Raw genomic sequence first — 26,589 nt, forward strand, 5'->3', positions numbered from 1 at the left:
TAAAACCATAATTAAAGCATACGGATTGATGAGAAAGCTGAACGAATTTATTTGGGAAACACATGGTATTCATGCAGGTACAGAACAAGATCATGTAAAACATGGTATTGATAAATTAGAGGATATAGTTGATAAAGCTATTGAAGCTGGTAACCCAAGTATTACGTTTATAATTCATTCACCTCGATTAACGAGTTTTCGCTATATAGCAGAAACAGATACTAATGTTAAGTTTATTAGAGGAAATAAATCGTACTTAAATTACCCAAAGCGTATTGCTAATCTTCGTGAAAAATATGACGGACAGATTAACATAAAATATGGTGTTGAGTTAGAATGGATGGGTCCAGATCTAGGTTTGCAGTGGAGTAGATCTAAAATATTTCAAGCAGAAGATGCCGATTATGTTATAGGTTCAGTGCATTTTGCTCCAGAAGGATTGCCTTATGATGGTTCTAAAGAAGAGGCGCTTGAGTTATTAAAAATTAGAGGAAGTCTTGAAGCTTATTGGGATGGTTATTTTAATGAAATGATTCAGATGATTGAATGTTTTGGTGATATGATTCAAATTATTGGTCATATCGATTTGCCAAAACTGAATGTAGATATGCCTGAAGCTTTGGTGAATTTTGAAACAAGCTCACATCCGCTAGCAAATAAATTTAGAACGCTTTTAGAGCTTATTGCCGATCGTAATTTGTCTTTAGATGTTAATATGGCTGGTAAGTTTAAAGGTGTTGGTGTGTATCCGGTTCAGAGTATTTTAAGACGTGCTAATGAGCTTCAAATACCTGTATGTGTGGGTACAGATACGCATCATGTCCGCTATTACGGTTTGAATTATAAAGAAAGCTTAGAGTATATTCAGGAAGCTGGATATGAAAGCTATGTAAGTTACTCTAAATTAATTCCAGAAAACCGTACCATTTACGACGACCATGAATTAAAAGTGAAATATACTGTTTTAAATAAGGGTATTGAATTATTAAATCAACGATTAGATAGTGATCAAAGAAGAATTATTCCAGATTTTTCTTTTGGAGGTGATTTTTCAGAATTTGTAGATATTTATAAAAACTCAACAGGTATGGGTGATTATAATGCTATTAGAATTAGAAAATGGGGGAAGTCTATTACGATTACAAATGAAATACCAAAACTTACTACTAAAATAGTAAACGGGTTGTTTTCTGAGCATTTAGATGAGCCTGGTGTTATTTCTTCGCTATTTAATACATTGGCGTCAGAAGGTATAAATGTTGAAACTGCTCGATTGAAATCAAATAACGATGGCACAGCTATGGCATTTTTATCTATAGAAAACGATAATGGTAATGTTGCAAGTGCTATTGATTTTATTAATGGTACAGATGCAGGACTTTTTAATAAGTTGACTTATCAAGAAAACGCCAAAATGCCAAATTACTACAGTGAAGGTGTTTATTTATTAGAAATGGATGGCGTAAAATTAAATTTAGCGTTAAGCGAAAAAGTTATTTTAACCAAGCATCATAATGCGCCTGGGGTTCTGTTGATATTATTGTCGGCTTTAGCTTCAAAGCACATCAATATTATAGATTTACGATTAGGAAAACTGAATGACACAGGGTATTCTGCTATAGCTACAGATGGTGATAGTAATGTTATTAGAGATTTATTATCTAAACTGGGTAATCAATATTATGAAGCTAATTTAATTGAGTTTCATAGTTTCTAATTTGTAATATTTGGTCTAAAGTTTGCTATATTCGAAATATGAAATTTAAGCAAACACTTTTCTTTTTGTTTATAACATGTTTGGGGTTTTCTCAGCAAACCGAATACGTTGATTTTAAAACTGCTAAAGCTGATGTTTTTTTTGATGTTTACCAAGGGAAGGTCTTTGGAAAGGTTATTTATAGGTTTGAAGTTTTAAAAGATATAGATTCGGTATACCTTGATGCTAAAGGTATGCGGTTTATGCAAATAATTTTGACTTCAGATAAAATTAAATCTGATAAGTTATATCGAGGTATGGTGCCAAATCATAATGATGGAGATAAATTATGGTTAAAACATAGCTTTAAAAAAGATAGGAAATATAGGTTAAGTTTTAGATACTTCGTAAATCCTAAAAAAGCTTTATACTTTATTGATTGGGATTATGAAGAAGGAAATAAGCAAATCTGGACACAAGGTCAAGGGAAGTACACTAGCAACTGGCTACCGAGTATTGATGATATGAACGATAAAATTGAATTTGATTTAAGTATTGAATTCGATAAGAATTATCAAGTTATAGCTAACGGAAAATTAACTGATAAAGAAATAAACGACTCAACAACCACATGGCATTACGACATGCAAAAGCCTATGGCAAGCTATTTAGTAGCTTTAGCTATTGGTAAGTACGATAAAAAGATTGAGTATTCTAAAAGCGGTATTCCTTTAGAAATGTATTACTATCCTGAGGATTCGTTAAAGTTTGAACCTACATATCGCTACACGAAGCAAATGTTCGATTTTTTAGAAGAAGAAATTGGTGTTCCGTATCCGTGGCAAAATTATAAGATGGTGCCTGTAAAAGACTTTTTGTATGCTGGGATGGAGAATACAAGTCTTAATATCTATTCGGATGCTTCTGTAATCGATTCTATAGCCTTTGTAGATAGAGATTTTGTAAATATTAATGCGCATGAATTAGCGCATCAATGGTTTGGTGATTTAGTGACTGAAACTTCTGGAAAACATCATTGGTTACAAGAGGGTTTTGCGACGTATTATGCTTTATTAGCTGAACGCAATATATATGGAGACGATTATTACTATTGGAGGTTGTATGAGTATGCTCAAGAGCTTTTAGAGCAAGATAAGGCAGGAGGAAGTACATCGCTTTTAAATCCGAAATCAAGTAGTACAACCTTTTATAAAAAAGGGGCTTGGGTATTGCATATGTTGCGAGAACGAGTAGGAGATAAGGCTTTTAAAGTAGGAGTGAAAAACTATTTGGAAAAGCATCAATATGAAAATGTAGAGACTGATGATTTTATTAGTGAAGTAGAAAAAGCGAGTGGGGAGGATTTGAGTGATTTTGTTGAAATTTGGTTGGAGGATGATAGGTTTTATTATGAATTGGCTTTAAAAAGTCTGAAAAAATCAAAAATGATTAGTCAATATATAGATGTTGACTGCGACCAGATTGGTTCTAACTGTAGTTTCTTAGTAAGTTCTAATGTTTCAGATGAAGTTAAAATAAAAATCATTCACCAAGACCCAAAAAATATAACAAGAAAAGCCTTTAGCGGTACTCTTAAAGTGCGTCAAGCCATTGCTAAATCTTTAAATAGAATTCCTTTAGAATTAAAAGAGGACTACGAATCGCTTCTAAATGATAAATCATATATCACAATTGAAACGGCTTTATTCAATTTATGGAATAATTTTCCAGAAGAACAGAGTAAGTATTTAAATAAAACAAAAGGCATTGTTGGGTTTAATGATAAAAATGTTAGGATACTATGGCTTACTTTGGCTTTAATAACGGATGATTTTGAGCCAGCGAATAAAGAGCTTTGTTTTAAGGAATTAAACGATTATACGAGCCCTAAATACGATTTTGCAATAAGACGTAATGCATTTCAATATTTATTATGGATAAGTTCCTGCGCAGATGACTGTAAAGAAAATTTAGAACAAGCAACGAAACATCATAACTGGCAGTTTTCAAAATATGCAAAAGAGATGTTGAAAGATATGTAATTGTATTTTTAAGTTTTTATATTTACAAATAAACAATTTAAGTTGAAAGCATTAGTAATTTCAGGAGGGGGTAGTAAAGGCGCATACGCAGGTGGTGTTGCCCAGTATTTAATGCAGGAAGAAGGACGTGATTACGATATGTTTTTAGGAACTTCAACAGGAGGTTTGTTGGTGCCTCATTTGGCAGCAAATAAAATTGAAAAAATTCACGGCGTTTTTACGAATGTTAAACAGAGTAATATTTTCAGTATAAACCCATTTCGTACTCGTAAAAAAGGAAATAGAGAGTTTGTTTCTATTAATTTTTTGAATACTATAGTTCAATTTATTAAAAGTAAAAGAACTTTTGGGGAAAGTAAAGCTTTAAAGCGTTATATAAAGAAGCATTTTACCGAAGAGGAATATCATTATATAAAAGAACATAAACATGATGTTGTTGTAACGGTCTCTAATTTGTCAAAAAATAGAGTAGAGTATAAGTCTATAAAAGATTTTAGCTATGACGAGTTTTGTGATTGGATTTGGATTTCCTGTAATTACATACCGTTTATGTCTTTGGTTAAAAAAAACGGTTTTGAATATGCCGATGGCGGCTTAGGCTGTGTAGTGCCAATACGAGAAGCTGTTTTGCGTGGAGCTACAGAAATTGATGCTATTATATTAGAGTCTGAAAAAATGGAATACAATAAGGTTTTAGGAAAAAACCCGTTTTCATTAATGATTAATTTGTTCGGACATTTATCAGATCAAGTAGAGCGTAATGATATCACGATTGGAAAGTTAGCTGCAAAGAATAATAATGTAAAGCTGAATTTGTACTATACATCATCAAAATTAACAGAGAATTCGCTAATATTTAATAAAAAGCTAATGACTTCTTGGTGGGATCAAGGTTATAATTATGCCAAAGAAAAATGTAAAGAAGCGCGTTCTAATGAATTGCGCATAGAAGATTTACCATAATTCTGAAACCTCTTCTTTTATAAAAGATAAAGCGGCATCACTAGGTGAAAGGCGCTCCATCATTTCGGTTAAAACCACCTCTCTAAGTTTATTTGCGGTATCTGTTTTGCTAGACATACTAGCTTTTCTAATGAGTTGAATTGTAGCGTTTTTTGCTGTTGTTATAATGTTCCAACATTTTTCACTCACATAGATTTGTTGCGATAAATTATGTTCAAATTCTTGTTCAATAGTTTGTATAAGTAAATTGATGTAATCTTCTTTATTTGAAGATGTTGGATTGACTCTTGTTAATAGTTTTGAAGGAGATAGGCGTTCTAAAAACAAAGCCATACGTTCGTATGCTTGTAATCGCAAAGGCATCGCATTTACTTGCATATCTTTTTTTAGTAAATAGCGTCTTCTGCCATCTTCATTTTTGGTGTGCTCTTTAAAAAAATAATAAGCAATAACTCCTGTAATTAATGAAGGAATTGCAAAAAGAAAAAGATCGATGATTCTTTGGGTATCCATAGTGTGATTTTAATGCTTGGTTAAGATTTTCCTCCCAAATATAAACAATCTTTTAAGTCTTGCATAGAATTAAAAGGAACAACTGTTTTCTCATACATATAAGTTCTGTTTAATTCTTTTGATAAGGTATGGTCGGCTACATTAATTTCAATATCACTCATTTTAAATTGACAAGGGTGTTCGTAACCTGCGGCATGGGTTATCTCAATAAATTCTTTTCTAAAGGATTTAAAATATTGAGCCAATCGCTCCGATTTTAATGTGGTATCAATCCCACTTTGCAGCCATTTACTTTGCGTGGCAATTCCAGTAGGACAACGGTTTGTATGACATATTTGAGCTTGTATACAACCAATACTCATCATCGCCTCCCGGGCTACATTAATACAATCGGCACCCATAGCAAATGCCATAGCAGCTTTTGCAGGAAAACCAAGTTTACCACTGCCAATAAATACAATGCGTTCAGCAAGTCCTTTGTTTTTAAATAATCTATATAAATCGCTAAATCCATACACCCAAGGTAAACTAACATGATCGGCAAAACTAGGCGGAGCAGCACCTGTACCACCTTCACCGCCATCTACTGCTATAAAATCTGGGCCTTTATTGGTTTTAATCATAATATCTGCTAATTCTTCCCATTGTTCTAGTTTCCCAATAGCAGCTTTTATACCAACAGGTAAACCTGTGGCTTCTGCTATTTTTTCAATAAAATCAACCATTTCAGGAACATTAGAAAAGGCAGTATGATTTGGGGGTGATAATACATCTTTACCAACTTCAACACCTCTAATTTCGGCAATTTCTTTAGTTATTTTAGCACCAGGTAAAACACCACCTTTTCCTGGTTTAGCGCCTTGCGATAGTTTGACTTCTATGGCGCGTACAAATGGGTTTTCTTTAACTAGTTTTATTAATTTTTCCATAGAAAAACTGCCATCTTTATTACGTGCTCCAAAATAGCCTGTTCCAATATGAAAAATAACATCGCCACCATGACTATGGTGAGGTGATAAGCCGCCTTCACCAGTATTATGGTAAGCATCAGCAATTTTAACACCTTTATTTAATGATTCTACAGCTTTTGCAGAAAGCGAGCCAAAACTCATGGCAGATATATTAACTACAGAAGCTGGTCTATATGGTCTTTTACGTTTATTGAATGCCCCCATAATTTTAGCACAGGGTAAAAATGTTTTATCAATTTTATTAGGGTGATTTTCAGGGAGTTTATAAGGCATCATCGCATTATTTATGAATATATGTTGATGCGCATAAATATCTCTATCCGTTCCAAAGCCTTCATAATTATTCTCTTTTTTAGCAGAAGCATAAATCCAACCGCGTTCAATACGATTAAAAGGTAATTCTTCTCTATTATTAGCTACAAAATACTGACGCATTTCTGGTCCAATACTTTCTAGCCAGTAACGTAAATGTCCAACAATAGGGTAGTTGTGACTTATAGTATGTTTTTTTTGAAAAAAGATATCGCGTATAGCTACAATTGCCAAGGCTATTAAAACCCAACCCCACCAAGTAATATTTGATAAAAAATCGAACATAAAATTCTTGAATTTTTAAAAATGAATGCTAAAGATATTTAAATTTTGATAAAGCCAAAGTTAAATTTTAATTGTTTATAATTATTAATAATTACATACTGTTAAACGCCGTACAATGGTTATTTTTAACTTTTAAAAATTGAAATTAATTTGGAGAAATATTTAAGTCAGTTAAACGACGCACAATTAGAGCCTACCATACAAAAAGAAGGCCCAATGATTATTATTGCGGGTGCAGGATCGGGAAAAACACGTGTGTTAACTTATAGAATTGCGTATTTAATGAGTCAGGGTGTTGATGCTTTTAACATCTTGTCATTAACATTTACAAATAAAGCAGCACGCGAAATGAAAGAGCGTATTGCCGATATAGTAGGTACTAGTGAAGCAAAAAACCTGTGGATGGGTACGTTTCACTCCGTTTTTGCTAAAATATTACGTTTTGAAGGGCATCACTTAGGATTTCCTAGTAATTTCACTATTTATGATACTCAAGATTCTCAAAAACTAATGGGATCTATCATAAAAGAAATGGGCTTAGATAAAGATATTTATAAAACTAAGCAGGTATATAGCAGGATTTCGTCTTACAAGAATAGTTTAATTACTGTAAAGGCTTATATGAATAATCCTGAATTAAAGGAAGCCGATGCTATGACACGTCGCCCAAGAATGGGAGAAATATATGCAGCCTATGTAGACAGATGCTTTAAAGCAGGTGCTATGGATTTTGATGATTTATTATTAAGAACCAACGAGTTACTAACCCGTTTTCCTGCTGTTTTAGCACAATATCAGGATAGATTTAGATATATCATGGTTGATGAGTACCAAGATACAAACCACAGTCAGTATTTAATTGTGCGGGCTTTGGCCGATCGTTTTCAAAATATTTGTGTGGTTGGTGATGATGCGCAGAGTATTTATGCCTTCCGTGGTGCGAATATTAATAATATTTTGAATTTCCAGAAAGATTATGATGGTGTAAAACTGTTTCGATTAGAGCAAAATTACCGTTCTACTAAAAACATTGTAGGTGCAGCAAATTCTGTTATAGAACATAATAAAACCAAGTTAGATAAAGTAGTTTGGACGGCTAATGACGAAGGTCCAAAAGTAAAAGTGCACCGTTCTTTAACCGATGGTGATGAAGGACGTTATGTAGCAAGTACCATTTGGGATGCTAAAATGCAAGACCAATTACAAAATAAAGAGTTTGCTATTTTGTATCGTACCAATGCACAATCGCGTGCTATGGAGGATGCGCTTAGAAAACGCGATATTCCTTATAGAATTTATGGTGGATTGAGTTTTTATCAGCGTAAAGAAATTAAAGATGTGATTTCGTATCTGCGATTAATTTTAAACCCTGCCGATGAAGAAGCTTTAAAACGTGTTATTAATTACCCAGCAAGAGGTATTGGGCAAACCACGATTGATAGGCTAGTAGTAGCAGCAAATGGTTATAAAAGAACCATTTTCGAAGTGCTTCAAAATATTGATAAAGTAGATATTAACATTAATAATGGTGCTAAAAACAAGCTGAAAGACTTTGTTACTTTAATAGAGAGTTTCCAGGTTATGAACCAAACGGCAACAGCCTTTGAATTAGCCGAACATGTGGTAAAAGCAACAGGTTTATTACGTGAAATTAATAAGGAAGGAACTCCAGAAGGCGTTGTGCGTTTAGAAAACGTAGAAGAAATGCTTAATGGTATTAAGGATTTTGTTGAAGGCCAAATGGAAATTGCCGATACCACAGGTAATTTAGCTGAGTTTTTAGAAGATGTTGCTTTAGCAACCGATTTAGATAACGAAAAAGGTGAAGAAGATGCCGTAGCCTTAATGACTATTCACTTAGCAAAAGGATTGGAATTTAATCATGTATTTGTAGTTGGTTTAGAAGAAGATTTATTCCCGAGTGCTATGAGTATGAATACACGTAGCGAACTTGAAGAAGAACGTCGTTTATTTTATGTAGCATTAACAAGAGCCGAAAAGCAAGCCTATTTAACCTATGCGCTATCGCGTTACCGTTGGGGAAAATTGGTAGATTCTGAGCCAAGTCGTTTTATTGAAGAAATAGACGAGCAGTTTATTGAGAATATAACACCAAAACTAGAAAGACGCATCAACCCGATGTTGTCTGCCGATATTTTTGGCGATGTAGAACCTAATAAAATTAGGTATAAACCAGCAAAACAAGCGGTTTTAAAAAAGCCTACAAAATCTATAAAAAAAGAACAACCAAAGTTTCAAGTTACAGCGCCTAAAAATTTAAAACGTGTTTCTGCTGCAGAAACCAATGAAAGTGCTAACGCTAATTTATTTGATAATACACTAACGGTTGGTAATCTTGTAAAGCATATTCGTTTTGGAACCGGAGAAGTGTTGAAAATAGAAGGTAAAGGTGCCGATGTTAAAGCCGAAATCAATTTTCAGCATGGTGGTGTTAAGAAATTACTATTACGTTTTGCGAAGTTGGAAGTTATTGGTTAAATTAGTTAGAAGTAAATGCATTATGGCTGAGTTTTTAAGAATATATGAAGAAAATCCCAATCCGAAAGCGATTGAAAAGGTGGTGGCTGTTCTAAAACGAGGCGGTTTAATTATCTATCCAACTGATACTGTTTACGGTTTAGGCTGCGATATTACTAATTTAAAAGCTTTAGAGCGTGTTGCTAGAATTAAACAAGTAAAGCTAGAGAAATCTAATTTTTCATTTATTTGTCACGATTTAAGTCATTTAAGCGATTATGTTAAGCAAATAGACACTTCTACCTTTAAAATATTAAAGCGTGCGCTTCCAGGACCTTATACCTTTATTCTTCCAGGTTCTAAATCGTTACCCAATCCGTTTAAAAAGAAAAAAACGGTTGGTATTCGTGTGCCATCCAATAATATTGCTTTAGCCATTGTAGAAAAGTTAGGAAACCCTATTATATCAACCTCTATACGCGATGACGATGAAGTTTTAGAATACACCACAGACCCAGAACTTATTCTTGAAAAATGGGATAACCTAGTCGATTTAGTTATTGATGGTGGTTATGGCGATAATGAAGCCTCTACCGTTATCGATTTATCTGAAGACGAACCTATTATTGTAAGAGAAGGCAAGGGGAGTTTGGAGATTTTCTAAATGCCTCCGTAGGCAGGAATCTTATTGAATGAATTTTAATTAAGTTTTTTTATTTTGGAGAGAGTTCGTTTAACGGTTACGTATAATATTAGTGGCGCGTTTAAGTACTAATTTAGTAAATAGAAACTTGCCAGCGGAAAATTCCGCAGGAATTTTCCAAGTAGGCTAAAACCAGCCATTAATTTTATACTTTGTTGTAAAACGTTTTTTAATTCATCACCCAAACATCATTTTTTCTAGCATTAGCATCTCTTCCTCCAATAACCCATAGTTTATTATTTAATACAATTGAAGTATGATAGTCTCGTTTAGAAAAAGGAGCATCAGAAGTGACTTCTGTCCAATTAATACCATCACTACTTGTCCAAACATCATTTAAAAAATTATTACCATTGGTTATACCACCAATAACCCAAAGCTTATTGTCAAATGTTGTTGTAGTGTGATAGTAACGAATAACAAAAGGCGCAGCGCTAGTAATTTCATTCCAAGTCATTCCATCACTACTGTTCCATACATCATTCTTACTTCCATCAATGCCTAATCCAGCAACTAGCCAAATTTTATCATCGAATATTACTGTTGAATGACGCGCTTTAGAAGGCAATGTGCCAGATGTATTTACTTGAGTCCAATTAATTCCATCGCTACTATTCCATACATCATTTAGTATCTGAAGAGGTCCACTTTCTCCGCCAATTACCCATATTTTATTATCAAAAACGACAGTAGTATGATTATCTCTTGCAGTAAAAGGAGCATTAGAAGTTGCGTTGGTCCAATTAATTCCATCACTACTTGACCATATATCGTTAGAATAATTGCCAGCATAACCACCAATTACCCATAGCTTATTATCAAACACAACAGAAGTATGAGATGCTCTTGAAGGGAAAGCTGCTGATGGTGTCGCCTCATTCCAAGATACACCATCAGTACTAGACCAAACATCGTTTACTCGATTTCCACCACTTGGAGCTCCACCAATTACCCACGCTTTATCTTCAAATACTACTGAAGTATGACCTAGTCTACCTGAAAATGGAGCATTAACTGTGACTTGTGAAAATAAATCAATAGTAGTAAAACTAAAAATGCTACTTTCAGTAGAGTTTCCATTGTTGTCTTTTGCTATTGCTTTCCAGTAAAAACCTTCTGAAAAATCAATAGGGGAACTAAATGTGAATTCAGTTACATTAAGGTTCGATGCAATTACTGTACTAGGACTTGTATTATTATCCAAGATTAAATCATATGTAATTGGGTCATCATCTGGGTCTGTTGCGACACTCCAAGTTAAAGTGGGTTTTAATGGCACGTCTACTGCTCCATTATTTACTGTTAAAAGGGAGAAAGCACTCGGTGGCTGATTCTCAATGATTATGATGTCATCATCATTGCCGTCATCAATATTCCCGTTATCGTCCTTTCCACATCCAAAAGCGATTAAAATTAGGACGACTCCAAATATTAAGTATTTGTTTTTTCTCATAGGTTTTATATCATACGTTAAACGAAGTTATCTTTTTTTTCTGACAAAGTCAAGTGATAATGAAATCGATTATTACAAATTTGTAGCTGAGTAAAATAAAATGTAACTCATTAATATTTTCCCAATTAGAGAATATTTAACACTTTTAGAATTAAATATGTGTTTTTTTGATTTTCAATCAAAATTAAATGTCTCTATGAAACATACAATCTTCATTATTTCTGTAATATTTGGGTTCAATTCAATGTTCGCTCAAGTTGATAAGAATACTTATGAGTTAAACGCTTTGGAGAACCTATTGACTGAAGATGTTAAAGATATAATAGGCAAAAATATATCTAACAAAAGGGTTGTTTTTCTGGGAGAGGCAGAGCATCATATTGGTTCTGATTTTCTTGCTAAAACCGAATTTGTAAAATATTTAGTATTAGAAAAGGGTTATAAAGACATTGCTTTTGAAGGTGATTTTTTTGGACTTTATTTTGACCACAACAAAATAAATTTATTTTCATTTTGGTCACGATCAGTACAATGCAAAGTATTGTTTGAGTTTTTAAAAGCTCATAATGTTACAATATGGGGTTTTGACAATCAAATGGGGTCTGGTTATACTTATAATAATTTTACAAATAAATTAATAGCGTTCTTAAAGGATAATTCAATTGAATATGAACAAAATTTTTCAGACTTAACTGAAACATATATTAAAAACAGAAAGCAGGCTAATAAGGTTCTTAAAAAAACAGATTTAGATTATTTACTTAGTGAAGTGAGTAAATTGTTTGAAAATGATGTTGTAATTAAAGATGCGCTTTGGTTTCAGCTTTTAGAAAGTTTTAAAAGTGATATTTTATTAAACACCACTAATAAAAGCTCTACTAAGGGAATACCAATTAGAGATACTCAAATGGCAAAGAATCTTGATTTCTTAGTTAAAACAATGCCCAATAAAAAGTTTATTGTTTGGTTAGCCAATGCTCATATGGCTAAGTATGAATATGATTTTATGAAAGGACAAACTATGGGAGGGCAATTTGTAAGCCTAAATCCAGAACTATCATATCATATTGCTATATCTTCTATAAATATGCCTTATAGAAAAGAAAATTGGATTAAAAAATCAAGAGAGGATCAAGGTAATCTACTTCATTTTTTGCCGTCAACTGAAAATAATTATTTTATTGACTCAAAACAATTAATTAATGACAGCCCTGAATTTGCAGAAAGAGACTATGTTGGAATGTTTAATTTAGAAAAGAATAAAACAAATTGGTTTAAGCATTTTGATGCATTAGTATTTATTTCTAAAGGAGAAAAAGTGAAATATTGAGATGTAAATACTTTTTTTGTTTATTAATACTAACCTTAGCAGTTGCGCCCGCGTTAAGGATAGTAGCGGCATCCTTTTTGCGAAGATTTAGACTTGAAAGCTTCTTTGTAAACTACATGTTATATATTAATGAGATCCCGAAACCAGTTCGGGACTGCTTCGCAGAAAGATATAGCGAATAGCCTGACCTTGGTCCTGAACTAAATTCAGGATAAAAATAACGCCCAAATTAAACGCATAAAAAAAGCCCAACTTTGCAGTTGAGCTTTTAAATATTTTATGTTGAAAATATAACTAGTTTCCAGCAGCAGAAAGATTTTTCATTTCTTTTTCAACCATATCGTAGAATTGGTCAATTTTAGGTAAAACTACAATACGCGTACGTCTGTTTTTAGCTCTGTTCTCAGCAGTATCATTGTCTACTAAAGGTACGTAAGAACTACGACCAGCAGCAATTAATTGTGCAGGGTTAACAGCTAAATCTTGTAATACTCTAATAATAGATGTAGAACGTTTAACACTTAAATCCCAGTTGTCTAACAATACATCTCCTTTTTTGTAAGGAACGCTATCTGTATGACCTTCTACCATACATTCGAAATCTGGTTTGCTATTTACAACTTTAGCTACTTTAGCAAGTACTTCTTTTGCTTTTGCAGTTACGTTGTAGCTTCCGCTTTTAAATAATAATTTATCGGCAATTGAGATAAATACAACACCTTTTTCTACGTTTATTTCAATATCTGGATCGTTAATACCAACTTCGCGTTTTAAGCTTGTTACAACTGCAAGTGTTACACTATCCTTTTTAGTTAATGCATCTTGTAAACGTGTAATTTTTAATTCTTTTTCTTTAATGCTTTCTAATGTTTTTTCTACGTTAGAGGCACCTTTTGCAGATAATACTTGTAAGTTATCGTTATACTTTTTTAAATCGTCTACTTGACCTTCTAAAAGTGATACTTTAGCTGTAGCTGATGCTCTGTCTTCTAAACAAGAGTTTAATTTTACAGTTGCAGAATTAAGTAAATCTTGAGTTTCTTTTTGTTTTGCTTGAAGATCTGTGTAAAGCTTTTTTGATACACATGAACTTAATAATATCATTGCAGATACGCTAAGTAATAAAACTTTTTTCATAATTGTTATAGGATTAACTTTTAAAATTTAAACAGTAACAAAAATATACAAAAATTAGTCGTTTTTAACATTGTTAACAAAACTTTTACTAACTTTTTATAATCTTTTGTAATTGTCTTTTTTATTTATGAAATAATCAAAGACAATTGATGTTCTTTGATAGTACTTAATTTTATTTTTTGTGAGTTTTCTTTGCTTTAATAAGTGCTTTAAATGCGAATAGAAGCTAGCATGAGCTTTTAAAATGGCTAGAATGTGTTTAAATTTAAATTCGAAAAGAAACTTTACACTGGCAACACCATCTAAAATGAGCCTAACAAAAATTTTGAGTAGAATATTGCCTTTAGCATTTTTTGTTAGTGTATAAAGACTGTTTCTAAAATTTAAGTATGTTTTTTTAGGGTTTGAATTGCTTAAAGTTGCACCACCAACATGGTAAATGGTTGATTTTCCAACATATTTTATAGCATATCCTGCGTTTTTAGCGCGCCAACACAAATCGATTTCTTCCATGTGTGCAAAAAAATGTGCGTCTAATCCGTTTAATTCCTGAAACACCTGACTTCTAATAAATAGGCAGGCTCCAGAAGCCCAAAATATCTCAGACGTGTCGTTGTATTGTCCTAAATCTTTTTCGATAGTATTAAAAATTCTACCTCGGCAATACGGGTAGCCGTATTTATCTATAAATCCGCCAGCAGCACCTGCATACTCAAAATACGCTTTGTTTTTATAATCTAATAATTTTGGTTGAATAATGGTTGTGTTTGCTTCGCTTGTAAAGGTGTCTTTAATAGGAGCGAGCCAGTTTTTAGTAACTTCTATATCGCTATTTAGTAAACAGAAAATATCTGCTTTTACATGTTTTAAAGCATCGTTATAGCCTTTGGCATAACCACCGTTTTTTTTGTTCTGAATTATTTTTACAGATGGGAAGTTGGATTTTAAAAAAGCGATAGAATCATCGGTTGAAGCGTTATCGGCTACGTAAATATCGGCTTCTTGAGAAAATGTAATAACCGATGGTAAAAACTGTTCTAGTAGCTTTTTTCCGTTCCAATTTAATATGACGATGGCAAATTTCATTAGTTATAATCTGGAATATCTTTTAAAAATTGATAGCGTTCATTTTCGAAATCCATTTGACAATAATAATGATTTAATCCGTTAGTAACCATTAAATAGCTGGCATTTAGGGTTAAATTGTATTGCGCAATTTGGTCGAATGTGGTTTGATCGACATTAATTTTTGTCGATTTGCATTCTACAATAAGATGAATACTTCCATCTGGATTAAAAACCACAATATCGTATCGTTTTTTTAATGAGTTAACTGTGAGTTCTTTTTCAACATTTATTAATGATTTTGGATAGCCTTTTTCATTAATTAAATACAAAACACAGTGCTGGCGCACCCATTCTTCAGGTTGAAGAATCACAAACTTTTTACGAATAGGATCAAAAATAGAAACTTTATTTTCGCTATTTTTGAATCGAAATGAAAACTTAGGAAAGTTTAATGCTTGCATGAATGCACATTGATTTTTTTTCAAAGTTAAACTACATAAACCAAAAACCAAGCAGCAAACTAAAAATGTTGGGTTTTGGATTTTATAATTTGAAATTTTTATTGATTTGGACGAAGTAAAACAAATAGCTACCGATATAAAAGAAGGCAAACTGAAACCTATTTATTTTTTAATGGGCGAAGAACCTTATTATATTGATAAAATTTCAGATTATATTGAAGCTAGTGTTTTAAGTGAAGAGGAACGCGGATTCAATCAAACGGTTTTATACGGTCGTGATGTATCTATTGATGATATTGTAGGAAATGCGAAGCGTTACCCTATGATGGCAGAGTATCAGGTTGTTATTGTTAAAGAAGCTCAAGATTTATCGCGTACTATTGAGAAACTGGCTTCTTATGCGCAAAATCCGCAACCTACAACAGTTCTCGTTTTTAATTATAAGTATAAGAAGATTGATAAGCGTAAAGCGTTGTATAAATCGCTTAAAAAAACGGGCGTTGTTTACGAGAGTAAAAAACTCTACGAAAACCAGGTAGCCGATTGGATTCGTCGAGTTTTATCACCTAAAAATTATACTATTTCGCCTAAAGCAGCACAAATGCTTGTGGAGTTTTTAGGAACCGATTTAAGTAAAATTAATAATGAATTAGAGAAGCTTCAAATTATTTTACCTGAAGGAAGTCAGATTACGCCAGAGGTTATTGAAGTGAATATAGGTATTAGTAAAGACTTTAATAATTTCGAATTACGTAAAGCTGTTGGTGAACGCAATACTATTAAAGCCTATCAAATTGTTAATTATTTTGCGAACAATCCAAAGGATAATCCTATGGTGGTTACGGTATCTTTGTTGTTTAATTTCTTTTCCCAATTACTTCATTTTCATGGATTAAATGATAAATCGCCTAGGAATGTTGCGTCTGCATTAAAGGTGAATCCGTATTTTGTAAATGAATACATATCAGCTGCTAGAAATTACCCGATGCGAAAAGTAAGCATGGTGGTTTCAACCCTTAGAGAGTTTGATGTAAAAAGTAAGGGTGTAGGCTCGAATGCCGTTCCGCAAGGTGATTTGTTAAAAGAATTGCTTGTTAAGATTCTTAGCTAAATTTTTGTCCACAATTACCTATTCCTAAATAAACACAGAACAAACACTTAATTAAAAACGTTGTTGCTGTTTCGTTGTTTTTACTCCGTTTGAATTATTGATATAAAACATATCTTGGAGGTTTTAGATCATTCAGTCTCATATACACAAGCATTTGCCCTCTGTGATGTGTTATATGGTCAGCAAGTAATAGAAGGATTTGCCTTTTCGTTCTATCTAACCCTAAATAATCTAACCTGTCATTAAATTTAGTAGTATCAAATTCGCTTATTAATTTTATAGTTTCATTAAATGTTTTGTCAATTGTTGCAATCATTTCCTTTTTAGATTTATTGTCAACTTTTAGTTCTGTGTCTGTTTCCCAATCTCTTGCTTTACGTTCGCCTATTAAAGTTTGACTATGCCAATCCATTGCCCAGGCTATATGCATTAAATTTTCTGCAAAACTTTTAGATTCTGGTGACGCTTTATATTCATATTTATCTTCTGGCATTTCCTCTGCAACAAGAATCAAGTATTTCCGAGAGTTTTCTAATCGTTCTAAATAGTCTTTGATAAAATCATTTTGTTGTGCACTTGTTGGTGAAGCAAATGAAGAAAAAATTATTGTCAAAGTCAGAATTAATATCTGTTTCATGCGTTTATAATTATTGTTTTTTATCGGTTACATATAACATTCTTTTAATCATTTTCTAGGGTAGTGAAAATTTAGTTATGAATGGCAACTATTTATAAATACACAGATACAGTAAGTACAAGCATAGTAAATACTAAAAGTATAATTACTAACGGCATTACAAACTTCAACCATTTGTTATAGCCAACTTTTACAATAGCTAAGGAAGCTAATATTAAACCCGTAGGATTTATAAAAGCAAATAAACCCATACCATATTGATAGGCGTTAACAACAAATTCTCTACCAATACCAACGCCATCGGCTAAAGGCGACATAATTGGCATAGTTAATACAGCCATTCCAGACGATGAAGGAATAAAAAAGGATAAGCCTCCATAAATATAAAGCATCACATTTATAAATAGACCTTTATTCATGCCGTTTGTAGCATTACTTGCATAGTACAGCATAGTATCGCTTATTTGTCCGTTTTCCATTAAAACTGTTATGCCACGGGCAATACCTATTATTATAGCAACACCTAACAAATCGCTAGCACCTTTTATAAAGGTGTCAACAAAAGTGTATTCGTTTATTTGAGCTATGAATCCAATTAAAATAGAACCGACTAAAAATACAGCGGTCATTTCTATAAACCACCAGTCTAACTGTGATACGCCATAAACCATGATGATAAAACACATAATGAAAATGAAAAGTATAACACGTAAGCGCGTAGTTAATACAATTAAAGAGTCGGTATTGCTACCAAACATTTTTTCTATAGTATCTTTTTGATCGAAAATAACAGATTTTGACGGGTCTTTTTTGACACGCTGTGCATATCTGATGATGTAAATAATACAAATAAGTGTTCCTAGAAAAAGCATAACAAATCGCCCTGTTAAACCTGTTGTCCAATTAATACCGGCAGCATCAGAAGCTATAATGGCACTAAACGGATTTGTTGTAGAGCACATCGTACCTATTGAAGAACCAATATAAACACTCGCCAACGCCACCATGGCATCGTATTTAGCTGCAAGAAATATAGGAATAAGAATGGGGTAGAAGGCTATGGTTTCTTCAGCCAAACCAAAAGTGGTACCTCCAATGGCAATGAGTATTGTTACAAGAATAATTAGTAGAAATTCTTTCCCTTTTAAGGCAACGGCTAGCCATGAAATACCAGCATCAAAAGCGCCTGTGTAATTCATAATACCAATAAGACCGCCTATAAACAGGACTAGAAAAATAATATCGGCGCCTTCAATAATACCTTTTATGGGCGATTGTATAAATGCTGCGACGCCTTGTGGTGTGTTTTCAACTTCTTTATAAGTGTTTGGAATGCTAATAGGTTTCCAAATATCGCCATTCGTAAACTTTTCTAATGGAATTTTAATGTTTAAGGCGTCTAAAGTGTTTTGTGTAGCTTCTAAAGAGGTAGTTTCTTCTAAATGTGTTTTGGTGAATGTATTGTCGTCTTTATTGTAAGCTAAGGAATCAAATTTTCCTGAAGGAATAATCCATGTTAAGATGGCTACTAAGCCAGCAATTATGAGCAATATGGTTTGGGCTGTAGGGAATTTTATTTTTTTCAAGTCTGAAATATTTTTTAGGATTAAAGATAGTATTATTTTAGTGTGATTTTAAATTTTTCGAATGAATATAGAGATAGAAAAGAGTTGGAAGAGGCATTTGCAAGATGAGTTTAATAAATCTTACTTTAAAGATTTATTAAATTTTGTTGAGTCTGAATATGATGCAAATCAATGTTTTCCACCTGAAAATGAAATTTTTAACGCGTTTAATTCTTGTGCTTTTAATGCTGTTAAAGTTGTTATTATTGGTCAAGACCCGTATCATGATGTTGGTCAAGCGAATGGGCTTTGTTTCTCTGTAAATAATGACGTAAAACATCCTCCGTCTTTAGTTAATATTTTTAAAGAACTTGAAACAGATATGGGTATTCCGTATCCTAAAAGTGGCGATTTATCACATTGGGCTAAACAAGGTGTTTTATTATTAAATGCAACATTAACAGTAAGAGCGCATGAAGCTGGAAGTCATCAAAAAAAAGGTTGGGAACAATTTACTGATAATGTTATTGAAGTAATAAGTAATAAAAAAGAAAATATAACGTTTTTACTATGGGGAGGTTTTGCTAAGAAAAAAACAAAATTGATAGATACAAATAAGCATCAAGTTTTAACAAGTGGGCACCCATCTCCATTAAGCGCGAATAGAGGGTATTGGTTTGGTAATAAGTGTTTTAGTAAAACTAATATGATTCTAAACGAATTAGGTTCACAATTAATATCTTGGTAGTTTTATTTACTATTATATGTTAGTAAATAAAACAAAATAGCCTCAACATATATTTATGTAAATATATGTAGCTTATTATTGGCTGTAAATATTAGTTAAAAAAATTAACTACCAGTTGGCGCTAAACGTGATTCTTCGAGGTGTAGTTCTGGTCTAAGTATAAAAGGTTTTTTGTCTACTTTGGCTCTTTTTTCTATTTTATTACAACTAAACATTAAAAGTAAAAAGTTAGTTGCTACTAAGGTGAAAATTGAAATAGTAATTGTTAATAACATAGGCTTTGGGATTTTATATTCTGCTAAAATACATAAATAATCGATAAAATGCAACTATTTATCGATTAAAAATATTAACACTACAAATTTACTAAAAAAAAGACTACAAGCCTATAAGTAGTTATACTTAATTTTAATTTATATTAAAACTTTAAATTACGCTTGTAGTTTTTAAGATTTTGATAAAATTTTATAAGTTTTTTTAGGGAGTATATCCTTTTTTAGCAAAATAGAAATAGTTTTAAGTTTAAAATATGACTTACTTATGTAAATAAAACCACCATTTCCTATTCTATTACCTGTTGATCCCCAAGAATTCTTAACTTTATAATACATTTTATTATTTTGATCTTTTACTATACCAGTTATGTGCATTAAATGGTCATCAGTGGTATTATAATTTTCAAATTCTTCTTGCCTATATTCTTGAGTTATATCATTTTCTTTCACAATATAAGTTAACGATTTTTTTGTGTTTTCTATGTCTTTCGGAATTACAGCAACTCCATACTTTTGTGAAAAAGTTTTTTCTGAAATGTCTATATCTAGAGCTATAGTATGGCCTTCTTTTAAAATATAATCAGTTATTTCAACTAATTCATTTAGAGGGACGTTATAATACGAACCGTTAGAAAAGTTATCGGGAATATTTAAAATAAATTTAGAGTAAAAAGGAACTTGGGTAAATGATGTTAAAGAGACATAGTCATCAGGATTAAATTTTGTCATTTCTAAAAATGATTTTGGTGTATAATTTTGATCATTATAAATGAAAGTTTCAGGCGTTTTTCCAATATATAGATTTAAAATAGAATCAGTTGATTGTTTCCAGTTTGGGTATTTAGAATCTTTTACATTTTTAATATAGGCGTCTAAAACTACTTTTAAGTCAGAAACTATTTTTGAATGATCATACCTATTCTCATTATTCATAAAACCATTGTAAGCGGTTTCAGGAACTAAGCCGTGTTTTTTTATAGAATTGGTAACGTCATGTGCCAACCCGCCTTCATTAAACTGAGTTTTTCCTTGTCTCATTATATAATTCCATGCTTTTTCTTCATATGTTTTTCTCACATTAAACATTTCAGAAATATCAATATCCTGTTCTGAATTTTTATAAATTTCAGATTCAATAAAAGAAGATGTTGAAAAACTCCAACATGTTTGTGTTTTTCCTTGGTTTTTAACAGCAGAAGTTTTTAAATCAATTACAGTTGTAAACTCATATGGTTGTTCTGTAGAACCAGATATAATTTGTGAAGTCGTTTCTTGTGAGAAAGTAAAAAGTGTAGTTAGTAAAAGTGAAAAATTAAATAAAAAGTGTTTCATTATGGGGAGATTAAATCATTTAAAATCTATTAAAGAAAATCATTTGTAAGCTTAAATTTTAAATTAAGCATAGCTATTAATAAAATAAAATTTATTTTTGACTAAAATAAATAAAATGGACCAAGTAAACTGGGTGACAGTTAAAGAATATGAAGACATTACATATAAAAAATGTGATGGTGTTGCGCGAATAGCATTTAATAGACCTAATGTACGTAATGCATTTAGACCAAAAACAACAAGTGAGCTTTATGATGCATTTTACGATGCTAATGAAGATGTTAATATAGGTGTTGTTTTATTGTCTGCCGAAGGGCCTTCAACTAAAGATGGTGTGTATTCGTTTTGTAGTGGAGGCGATCAAAAAGCAAGAGGAAAACAAGGTTATGTAGGTGAAGATGGATATCATCGATTAAATATTTTAGAAGTACAACGTTTAATCCGTTTTATGCCAAAAGCTGTTATTGCTGTGGTGCCTGGTTGGGCTGTTGGTGGCGGGCATAGTCTACATGTGGTTTGCGATTTAACTTTAGCTAGTAAAGAGCATGCGATTTTTAAGCAAACAGACGCGGATGTTACGAGTTTTGATGGTGGTTATGGTTCGGCTTACTTAGCTAAAATGGTTGGACAAAAAAAAGCACGAGAAATCTTTTTTTTAGGAAGAAATTATAATGCACAAGAAGCTTTTGATATGGGTATGGTTAATGCCGTAATTCCTCATGACGAGTTAGAAAGTACAGCCTATGAATGGGCTCAAGAAATATTAGCAAAATCACCTACTTCTATTAAGATGCTTAAATTTGCTATGAATTTAACCGATGATGGCATGGTGGGGCAACAAGTATTTGCTGGAGAAGCTACACGATTAGCGTATATGACAGATGAAGCTGTTGAGGGTAGAAACGCTTTTCTTGAAAAACGTAAGCCAGATTTTGTAAAAAAATGGATTCCATAGTATGCATATGAAAAATATTTTTCTTTGGATTTCAGCCATGCGTTTAAGAACGCTGCCTTTATCAATTTCAGGTATTGTATTGGCTTCTAGCTTTGCTGAATATAATGGTGTTTTTAATTTAAAAGTTTTTGGTTTAGCAATTTTAACCACTTTAAGTTTTCAAATATTGTCCAATCTTTCAAATGATTATGGAGACGGTGTAAAAGGAACAGACAATGATGATAGAATAGGGCCGGAACGTGCTTTGCAATCTGGTAAAATAACACCAGAAGACATGTTTAATGCTATTAAAATAAATGTTTTAATCTGTATAGGTTTATCTGTTTCATTAATCTTTAGTGCTTTTGGGGTAAAACATTTATTATTAACACTTTTGTTTTTCTTATTAGGGGCCTTCTCAGTTATTGCTGCCATTAGATACACGGTTGGTAATAATGCATATGGGTATAAGGCTTTGGGCGATGTTTTTGTTTTTATATTTTTCGGTTTAGTAAGTATAATAGGGTGTTATGTTCTTTATGCTAAACAAATAGATCATGTGGTTTTTTTACCATCAATAACTATTGGTTTCTTAAGTACAGCTGTATTAAATCTTAATAATATGCGTGATATTGATTCAGATACTAAAGCAAATAAAATTACTTTAGCAGTAAAGTTGGGTAGTAAAAATGCTAAATTGTATCATAAAACATTAATTATTTTAGCAATAGTACTTTCTAGTTTATTCGGACTTTTATATTACACATCACCTTATAATTTAATTTTTGTGATTGCTTATATTCCTTTATTAATTCATTTAAAAAAGGTACATAATAATACAGAACCAAAATTATTAGATCCTGAATTAAAGAAATTAGCGCTTACAACAGTCTTATTAGCCATTTTAATGGGAATAGGGCATTTGTTGTAGTATATTTAGTTATCATATTTTAATCTTTTAAATTCCATTGTTATGAAAATCACTTTTTATGGTCATGCTAGTTTAGGTATTCAAATAGATGACGTTAATATTCTTGTCGATCCTTTTATAACAGGAAACCCAAATGCTTCTAGCATTGATATAAATACAATTAAAGCCGATTATATTTTAGTAACACATGCGCATCAAGATCATATTTTAGATGTTGAAGCCATTGCGAAACGTACTAAGGCTATTATTATTTCTAATTATGAGATTGTAACACATTTTGGTAAATTAGGACTTGAAGGTCACCCAATGAATCATGGAGGTACTTGGGATTTTGATTTTGGAACCGTTAAATATGTAAATGCTATATTGGCGAGTGATTTTGTTGCATGTGATAAAATTTTAGGCTGCCATTACGATACCTTTGGATATATTGAAATAGATCATGAAGCAGCAAAAAGAAAATTCTTTGAAAAAGATAAAGATTTAATGCTTTTAGAAATTGGAGCGTCTATAGAATTATAAATGATAAAGGCTTTTTATAAAAAACACATACTCAATTTTAAACAAGCTAGCGGCACATCTCGTGGCATACTAAAAACAAAGGAAACGTGGTTTCTTATTTTAGAATCTAAAGAAAAACAAGGCGTAGGTGAGTGTGGCTTGTTTAGAGGTTTGTCTGTTGATGATAGAATAGATTATGAAGAAAAGCTAAAATGGACTTGCCAAAACATAAATTTAGCTTTGGAGGTTTTATTAGACGAATTAATAGAGTTCCCAAGTATTCAATTTGGATTGGAAATGGCTTTCAAATCTTTAGAAAGTCAAAATAAATTTGAATTATTTCCTTCAAAATTCACCAAAAGTCAAGATTCAATTTCTATTAATGGTCTCATTTGGATGGGAACCGAAGCTTTTATGAAACAACAAATCGTTGAAAAAATAGAAGCGGGTTTCACTTGTATTAAAATGAAAATTGGAGCCATCGATTTTCAAACAGAAATCAATATTCTAAAATCGATTAGAAATGAATTTTCTTCAAAAGATATAGAACTGCGTGTTGATGCCAATGGTGCTTTTCTACCTTCTGAAGCCTTAGAGAAATTAAAAATATTATCAGATTTTGATTTGCATTCTATTGAACAACCTATAAAACAAGGTCAAATAGAAGCTATGGCAAGCTTATGTAAAAACACGCCTTTACCAATTGCTTTAGACGAAGAATTAATAGGCATTTTTTATGTAGTAAATAAAGAAACATTGCTAAAAACTATAAATCCGCAATACATTATTTTAAAACCCAGTTTGGTTGGCGGATTTAAAGGCAGTAATGAATGGATTAAAATAGCTGAAAAGAATAAAATGGGTTGGTGGATTACCAGTGCACTGGAAAGTAATATTGGGCTTAATGCTATTGCTCAATATACCTATATGAAGCAAAGTAATTTACCTCAAGGATTAGGAACAGGAGGTTTGTTTACTAATAACTTTGATTCACCTTTACAGGTAAAAAAAGGTACATTGCAGTATAATAACAAAAATAATTGGAAATTTAATTTATAAGATATGTATATAGCACAAGCGTTTAAAGGTTTACACGAATGGTGGCGGTATTTAATTGGTTTGGGTATTATATTTTTCACTTGGCAACTTATTGGTATGATTCCTTTAGGGGGTTTTCTTGTGATTAAAGTAATGGGAACTGGAGAGATGCCTACTACGGTAACACAAATGAGTGAAGTCTTGGGGAATAACTTGTTTTTATTTTTAATGTTGCTTTCTTTTGCTTTTGGTTTATTTGGAGTTTTTTTATCTTCAAAGGTATTACATAAATTATCTATAACTAATTTAACTACTTCAAGAAAGACGATAGATTGGAAACGTTTCTGGGTAATGTTTATAGCTTGGGGAGTAATTTCAAGTAGTTTTGTTTTAATTGAATATTATGCAACTCCAGATGATTATCAAATAAACTTTCAGTTACAACCGTTTTTAATACTCTGCGTGATAGCTATTATATTAATACCGCTTCAAACAAGCTTTGAAGAGTACTTTTTCAGAGGCTATTTAATGCAAGGACTTGGCGTAATATTTAGAAATAAATGGGCGCCTCTTTTTATAACCTCAGTAGGATTTGGTTTAATGCATATCATGAATCCTGAGGTAGAAAAGTTAGGGCCAATTATTATGGTTTATTATATAGGTACTGGTTTCTTTTTAGGAATTATGACTTTAATGGATGAAGGTTTAGAGCTTTCGCTAGGGTTTCATGCCGCTAATAATTTGTTTACAGCACTTTTAGTAACAGCAGATTGGACAGCATTTCAAACACATTCTATTTTAAAAGATATGTCTAATCCTTCAGAAATGGGAATTTCTGAAATTTTTGTTCCTGTTTTTGTTGTTTTTCCAATTTTACTATTTATTCTTTCTAAAATATATAAATGGACCAACTGGAAAGATAAATTATTAGGAAAAGTAGTGGAACCACCGAAAGAAAACTATAAATTTATTGACGAAATAGGAAGCGATTTTCAGAAATAAATTATATAAATTATGATACCAAATTATACCAATGTACATTTAAAATTTAAGTTAGACAATTTAAGTTATAAGTATGAAGACCTTATGGAAGTTGCATATAGCTATGTGAAAGAAGGTTTGCCTTATCAGCAAGAATTGGGGAATTTTTTACTAGATTGGTTAGATAGACATGAGTATATTATAGTTAAAACATCTGGGTCTACAGGGAAACCTAAAAATATAAAGATACAAAAACAAGCTATGGTTAATTCTGCTATAGCTACAGGTGATTTTTTTAAGTTAAAACCAGGAGATAAAATATTAAATTGTTTGCCCTCAAACTTCATTGCTGGTAAAATGATGATTGTTAGGGCTATTGTACTCGGTTTAGAGTTAGATATGGTACAACCTACAGCACTTCCACAAATAGATTACGAAAAAGATTATGATTTTTGTGCGTTCACACCTATGCAACTTAAATACTTTGCCAAGTATTTAAAGAGTATTAAAACGGTGATTGTTGGTGGCGGGCAGGTTTCTGAAGCCATCATTGAGTCTATTAAAAATAAAAAACCAAATGTATATGAAACTTATGGAATGACAGAAACGGTGTCTCATATAGCGGTAAGAAAGTTGAATAATTTTAAAGACACAGACTTAAATTCTAGTTTTAATACCTTACCAGATATTAAGGTTTCTACAGATGATAGAGGTTGTTTGGTTATTAATGCACCGCATCTTTCTGAAGAAAAAATAGTGACTAACGATTTGGTTAAAATTCATTCAGATACTAGTTTTGATTGGTTAGGACGATTTGATAATGTTATAAATTCTGGAGGTATTAAACTATATCCAGAACAAATAGAAAAAAATCTTAGAAGCAAAATAAAAGAACAATTTTTTATTACATCTATACCAGATGATACTTTAGGCGATAAATTGGTTTTGGTTTTAGAAAGTAAATCAAATAATCTAGATCCGTCGGTTTTTGAATCTTTAGGAAAATATGAAAAACCAAAAGAGGTATTTGTAATAGATAAGTTTATCGAAACATCTTCAGGAAAGATTCATAGAACCAAAACTCTAGAAGCTATCAGTTTTTAAATTAAAACTGTAACGTTTTA

The 26,589-nt window shown here is 31.9% G+C and carries 24 protein-coding genes; 14 read left to right on the forward strand and 10 right to left on the reverse strand.

The window, feature by feature from the left end:
• The first annotated feature begins 28 nt into the window (after positions 1 to 28).
• The 3 genes from ACH5TW_RS05140 to ACH5TW_RS05150 are packed head-to-tail and all read left to right on the forward strand — an operon-like array spanning position 29 to position 4,701.
• Positions 29 to 1,717: a histidinol-phosphatase HisJ family protein gene (locus ACH5TW_RS05140; protein WP_439335419.1), complete on the forward strand. Its 1,689-nt coding sequence runs from the start codon at positions 29 to 31 to the stop codon at positions 1,715 to 1,717.
• A gap of 38 nt (positions 1,718 to 1,755) precedes the next feature.
• The gene (locus ACH5TW_RS05145; protein ID WP_439335420.1) at positions 1,756 to 3,738 is read left to right on the forward strand and encodes a M1 family metallopeptidase; all 1,983 of its coding nucleotides are present in this window, start codon (positions 1,756 to 1,758) and stop codon (positions 3,736 to 3,738) included.
• Positions 3,739 to 3,780: 42 nt separating this feature from the next.
• Complete coding sequence (locus ACH5TW_RS05150; protein ID WP_439335421.1) at positions 3,781 to 4,701, forward strand: patatin-like phospholipase family protein; 921 nt, start codon at positions 3,781 to 3,783, stop codon at positions 4,699 to 4,701.
• On the opposite strand, the gene ACH5TW_RS05155 is transcribed toward ACH5TW_RS05150, so the two are convergent.
• The gene (locus ACH5TW_RS05155; protein ID WP_439335422.1) at positions 4,693 to 5,214 is read right to left on the reverse strand and encodes a DUF7935 family protein; all 522 of its coding nucleotides are present in this window, start codon (positions 5,212 to 5,214) and stop codon (positions 4,693 to 4,695) included. The two genes, ACH5TW_RS05150 and ACH5TW_RS05155, sit on opposite strands and share 9 nt — an antisense overlap.
• Before the next feature lie 20 nt (positions 5,215 to 5,234).
• On the reverse strand, positions 5,235 to 6,782 hold the full coding sequence (locus tag ACH5TW_RS05160) for an FMN-binding glutamate synthase family protein (protein WP_439335423.1): 1,548 nt from the start codon (positions 6,780 to 6,782) through the stop codon (positions 5,235 to 5,237).
• A 150-nt stretch (positions 6,783 to 6,932) separates the two neighbouring features.
• Here ACH5TW_RS05160 and ACH5TW_RS05165 point away from each other — a divergent pair, with 150 nt between their 5' ends.
• Both ACH5TW_RS05165 and ACH5TW_RS05170 read left to right on the forward strand, forming a co-directional pair.
• The gene (locus ACH5TW_RS05165) at positions 6,933 to 9,281 is read left to right on the forward strand and encodes an ATP-dependent helicase (RefSeq protein ID WP_439335424.1); all 2,349 of its coding nucleotides are present in this window, start codon (positions 6,933 to 6,935) and stop codon (positions 9,279 to 9,281) included.
• A 22-nt stretch (positions 9,282 to 9,303) separates the two neighbouring features.
• Positions 9,304 to 9,924, forward strand: coding sequence for an L-threonylcarbamoyladenylate synthase (locus ACH5TW_RS05170; RefSeq protein WP_439335425.1), 621 nt, complete (start codon positions 9,304 to 9,306; stop codon positions 9,922 to 9,924).
• A 208-nt stretch (positions 9,925 to 10,132) separates the two neighbouring features.
• Here ACH5TW_RS05170 and ACH5TW_RS05175 read toward each other — a convergent pair whose 3' ends face one another.
• Positions 10,133 to 11,416, reverse strand: coding sequence for a Kelch repeat-containing protein (locus tag ACH5TW_RS05175; RefSeq protein WP_439335426.1), 1,284 nt, complete (start codon positions 11,414 to 11,416; stop codon positions 10,133 to 10,135).
• 196 nt (positions 11,417 to 11,612) lie between these two features.
• Between ACH5TW_RS05175 and ACH5TW_RS05180 the strand changes: the two genes are divergently transcribed.
• Positions 11,613 to 12,746, forward strand: a complete 1,134-nt coding sequence (locus ACH5TW_RS05180) for an erythromycin esterase family protein (protein ID WP_439335427.1) — start codon at positions 11,613 to 11,615, stop codon at positions 12,744 to 12,746.
• 294 nt (positions 12,747 to 13,040) lie between these two features.
• Here ACH5TW_RS05180 and ACH5TW_RS05185 read toward each other — a convergent pair whose 3' ends face one another.
• The 3 genes from ACH5TW_RS05185 to ACH5TW_RS05195 all read right to left on the reverse strand — a co-directional run bounded on the left by ACH5TW_RS05185 (position 13,041) and on the right by ACH5TW_RS05195 (position 15,412).
• Complete coding sequence (locus ACH5TW_RS05185) at positions 13,041 to 13,883, reverse strand: OmpA/MotB family protein (RefSeq protein WP_439335428.1); 843 nt, start codon at positions 13,881 to 13,883, stop codon at positions 13,041 to 13,043.
• Positions 13,884 to 13,979: 96 nt separating this feature from the next.
• Positions 13,980 to 14,969 (reverse strand): glycosyltransferase family 2 protein, encoded by a 990-nt coding sequence (locus tag ACH5TW_RS05190; RefSeq protein WP_439335429.1) that lies wholly within the window; start codon positions 14,967 to 14,969, stop codon positions 13,980 to 13,982.
• Positions 14,969 to 15,412, reverse strand: coding sequence for a type I restriction enzyme HsdR N-terminal domain-containing protein (locus ACH5TW_RS05195; protein ID WP_439335430.1), 444 nt, complete (start codon positions 15,410 to 15,412; stop codon positions 14,969 to 14,971). The genes ACH5TW_RS05190 and ACH5TW_RS05195 overlap by 1 nt, the downstream gene beginning before the upstream one ends.
• A gap of 106 nt (positions 15,413 to 15,518) precedes the next feature.
• Here ACH5TW_RS05195 and holA point away from each other — a divergent pair, with 106 nt between their 5' ends.
• Positions 15,519 to 16,523 carry a DNA polymerase III subunit delta gene (holA, locus tag ACH5TW_RS05200; RefSeq protein ID WP_439335431.1) on the forward strand — a complete coding sequence of 335 codons (1,005 nt, stop codon included), beginning with the start codon at positions 15,519 to 15,521 and terminating at the stop codon, positions 16,521 to 16,523.
• 94 nt (positions 16,524 to 16,617) lie between these two features.
• On the opposite strand, the gene ACH5TW_RS05205 is transcribed toward holA, so the two are convergent.
• Positions 16,618 to 17,160 carry a DinB family protein gene (locus tag ACH5TW_RS05205; RefSeq protein WP_439335432.1) on the reverse strand — a complete coding sequence of 181 codons (543 nt, stop codon included), beginning with the start codon at positions 17,158 to 17,160 and terminating at the stop codon, positions 16,618 to 16,620.
• 92 nt (positions 17,161 to 17,252) lie between these two features.
• Positions 17,253 to 18,746 (reverse strand): YfcC family protein, encoded by a 1,494-nt coding sequence (locus ACH5TW_RS05210; protein ID WP_439335433.1) that lies wholly within the window; start codon positions 18,744 to 18,746, stop codon positions 17,253 to 17,255.
• 61 nt (positions 18,747 to 18,807) lie between these two features.
• On the opposite strand from ACH5TW_RS05210, the gene ACH5TW_RS05215 reads away from it, so the two are divergent.
• Positions 18,808 to 19,473 carry a uracil-DNA glycosylase gene (locus ACH5TW_RS05215; RefSeq protein ID WP_439335434.1) on the forward strand — a complete coding sequence of 222 codons (666 nt, stop codon included), beginning with the start codon at positions 18,808 to 18,810 and terminating at the stop codon, positions 19,471 to 19,473.
• Between the two features lie 104 nt (positions 19,474 to 19,577).
• Here the strand turns inward: ACH5TW_RS05215 and ACH5TW_RS05220 are convergent, their stop codons facing one another.
• Both ACH5TW_RS05220 and ACH5TW_RS05225 read right to left on the reverse strand, forming a co-directional pair.
• Positions 19,578 to 19,748 (reverse strand): hypothetical protein, encoded by a 171-nt coding sequence (locus ACH5TW_RS05220; RefSeq protein WP_439335435.1) that lies wholly within the window; start codon positions 19,746 to 19,748, stop codon positions 19,578 to 19,580.
• Positions 19,749 to 19,919: 171 nt separating this feature from the next.
• Positions 19,920 to 21,080 carry a C1 family peptidase gene (locus tag ACH5TW_RS05225; protein ID WP_439335436.1) on the reverse strand — a complete coding sequence of 387 codons (1,161 nt, stop codon included), beginning with the start codon at positions 21,078 to 21,080 and terminating at the stop codon, positions 19,920 to 19,922.
• 115 nt (positions 21,081 to 21,195) lie between these two features.
• Between ACH5TW_RS05225 and ACH5TW_RS05230 the strand changes: the two genes are divergently transcribed.
• Genes ACH5TW_RS05230 through ACH5TW_RS05255 form a run of 6 tightly spaced genes read left to right on the forward strand, consistent with a single transcriptional unit; the run spans position 21,196 to position 26,569 of the window.
• The gene (locus ACH5TW_RS05230) at positions 21,196 to 22,035 is read left to right on the forward strand and encodes a 1,4-dihydroxy-2-naphthoyl-CoA synthase (protein WP_439335437.1); all 840 of its coding nucleotides are present in this window, start codon (positions 21,196 to 21,198) and stop codon (positions 22,033 to 22,035) included.
• 7 nt (positions 22,036 to 22,042) lie between these two features.
• A complete protein-coding gene (gene menA, locus ACH5TW_RS05235) occupies positions 22,043 to 22,945 on the forward strand; it encodes a 1,4-dihydroxy-2-naphthoate octaprenyltransferase (RefSeq protein ID WP_439335438.1) in 903 nt (300 codons plus the stop codon).
• Positions 22,946 to 22,987: 42 nt separating this feature from the next.
• Complete coding sequence (locus ACH5TW_RS05240; protein ID WP_439335439.1) at positions 22,988 to 23,467, forward strand: MBL fold metallo-hydrolase; 480 nt, start codon at positions 22,988 to 22,990, stop codon at positions 23,465 to 23,467.
• On the forward strand, positions 23,468 to 24,505 hold the full coding sequence (locus tag ACH5TW_RS05245; RefSeq protein ID WP_439335440.1) for an o-succinylbenzoate synthase: 1,038 nt from the start codon (positions 23,468 to 23,470) through the stop codon (positions 24,503 to 24,505). It abuts the gene before it with no gap.
• Positions 24,506 to 24,508: 3 nt separating this feature from the next.
• Positions 24,509 to 25,486 carry a CPBP family intramembrane glutamic endopeptidase gene (locus ACH5TW_RS05250; RefSeq protein WP_439335441.1) on the forward strand — a complete coding sequence of 326 codons (978 nt, stop codon included), beginning with the start codon at positions 24,509 to 24,511 and terminating at the stop codon, positions 25,484 to 25,486.
• 12 nt (positions 25,487 to 25,498) lie between these two features.
• Positions 25,499 to 26,569, forward strand: a complete 1,071-nt coding sequence (locus tag ACH5TW_RS05255) for an AMP-binding protein (protein ID WP_439335442.1) — start codon at positions 25,499 to 25,501, stop codon at positions 26,567 to 26,569.
• The last annotated feature ends 20 nt before the right edge of the window (positions 26,570 to 26,589 follow it).

Source organism: Thalassobellus sediminis (assembly GCF_044386045.1).
In the GTDB taxonomy this organism is placed as follows: domain Bacteria; phylum Bacteroidota; class Bacteroidia; order Flavobacteriales; family Flavobacteriaceae; genus Thalassobellus; species Thalassobellus sediminis.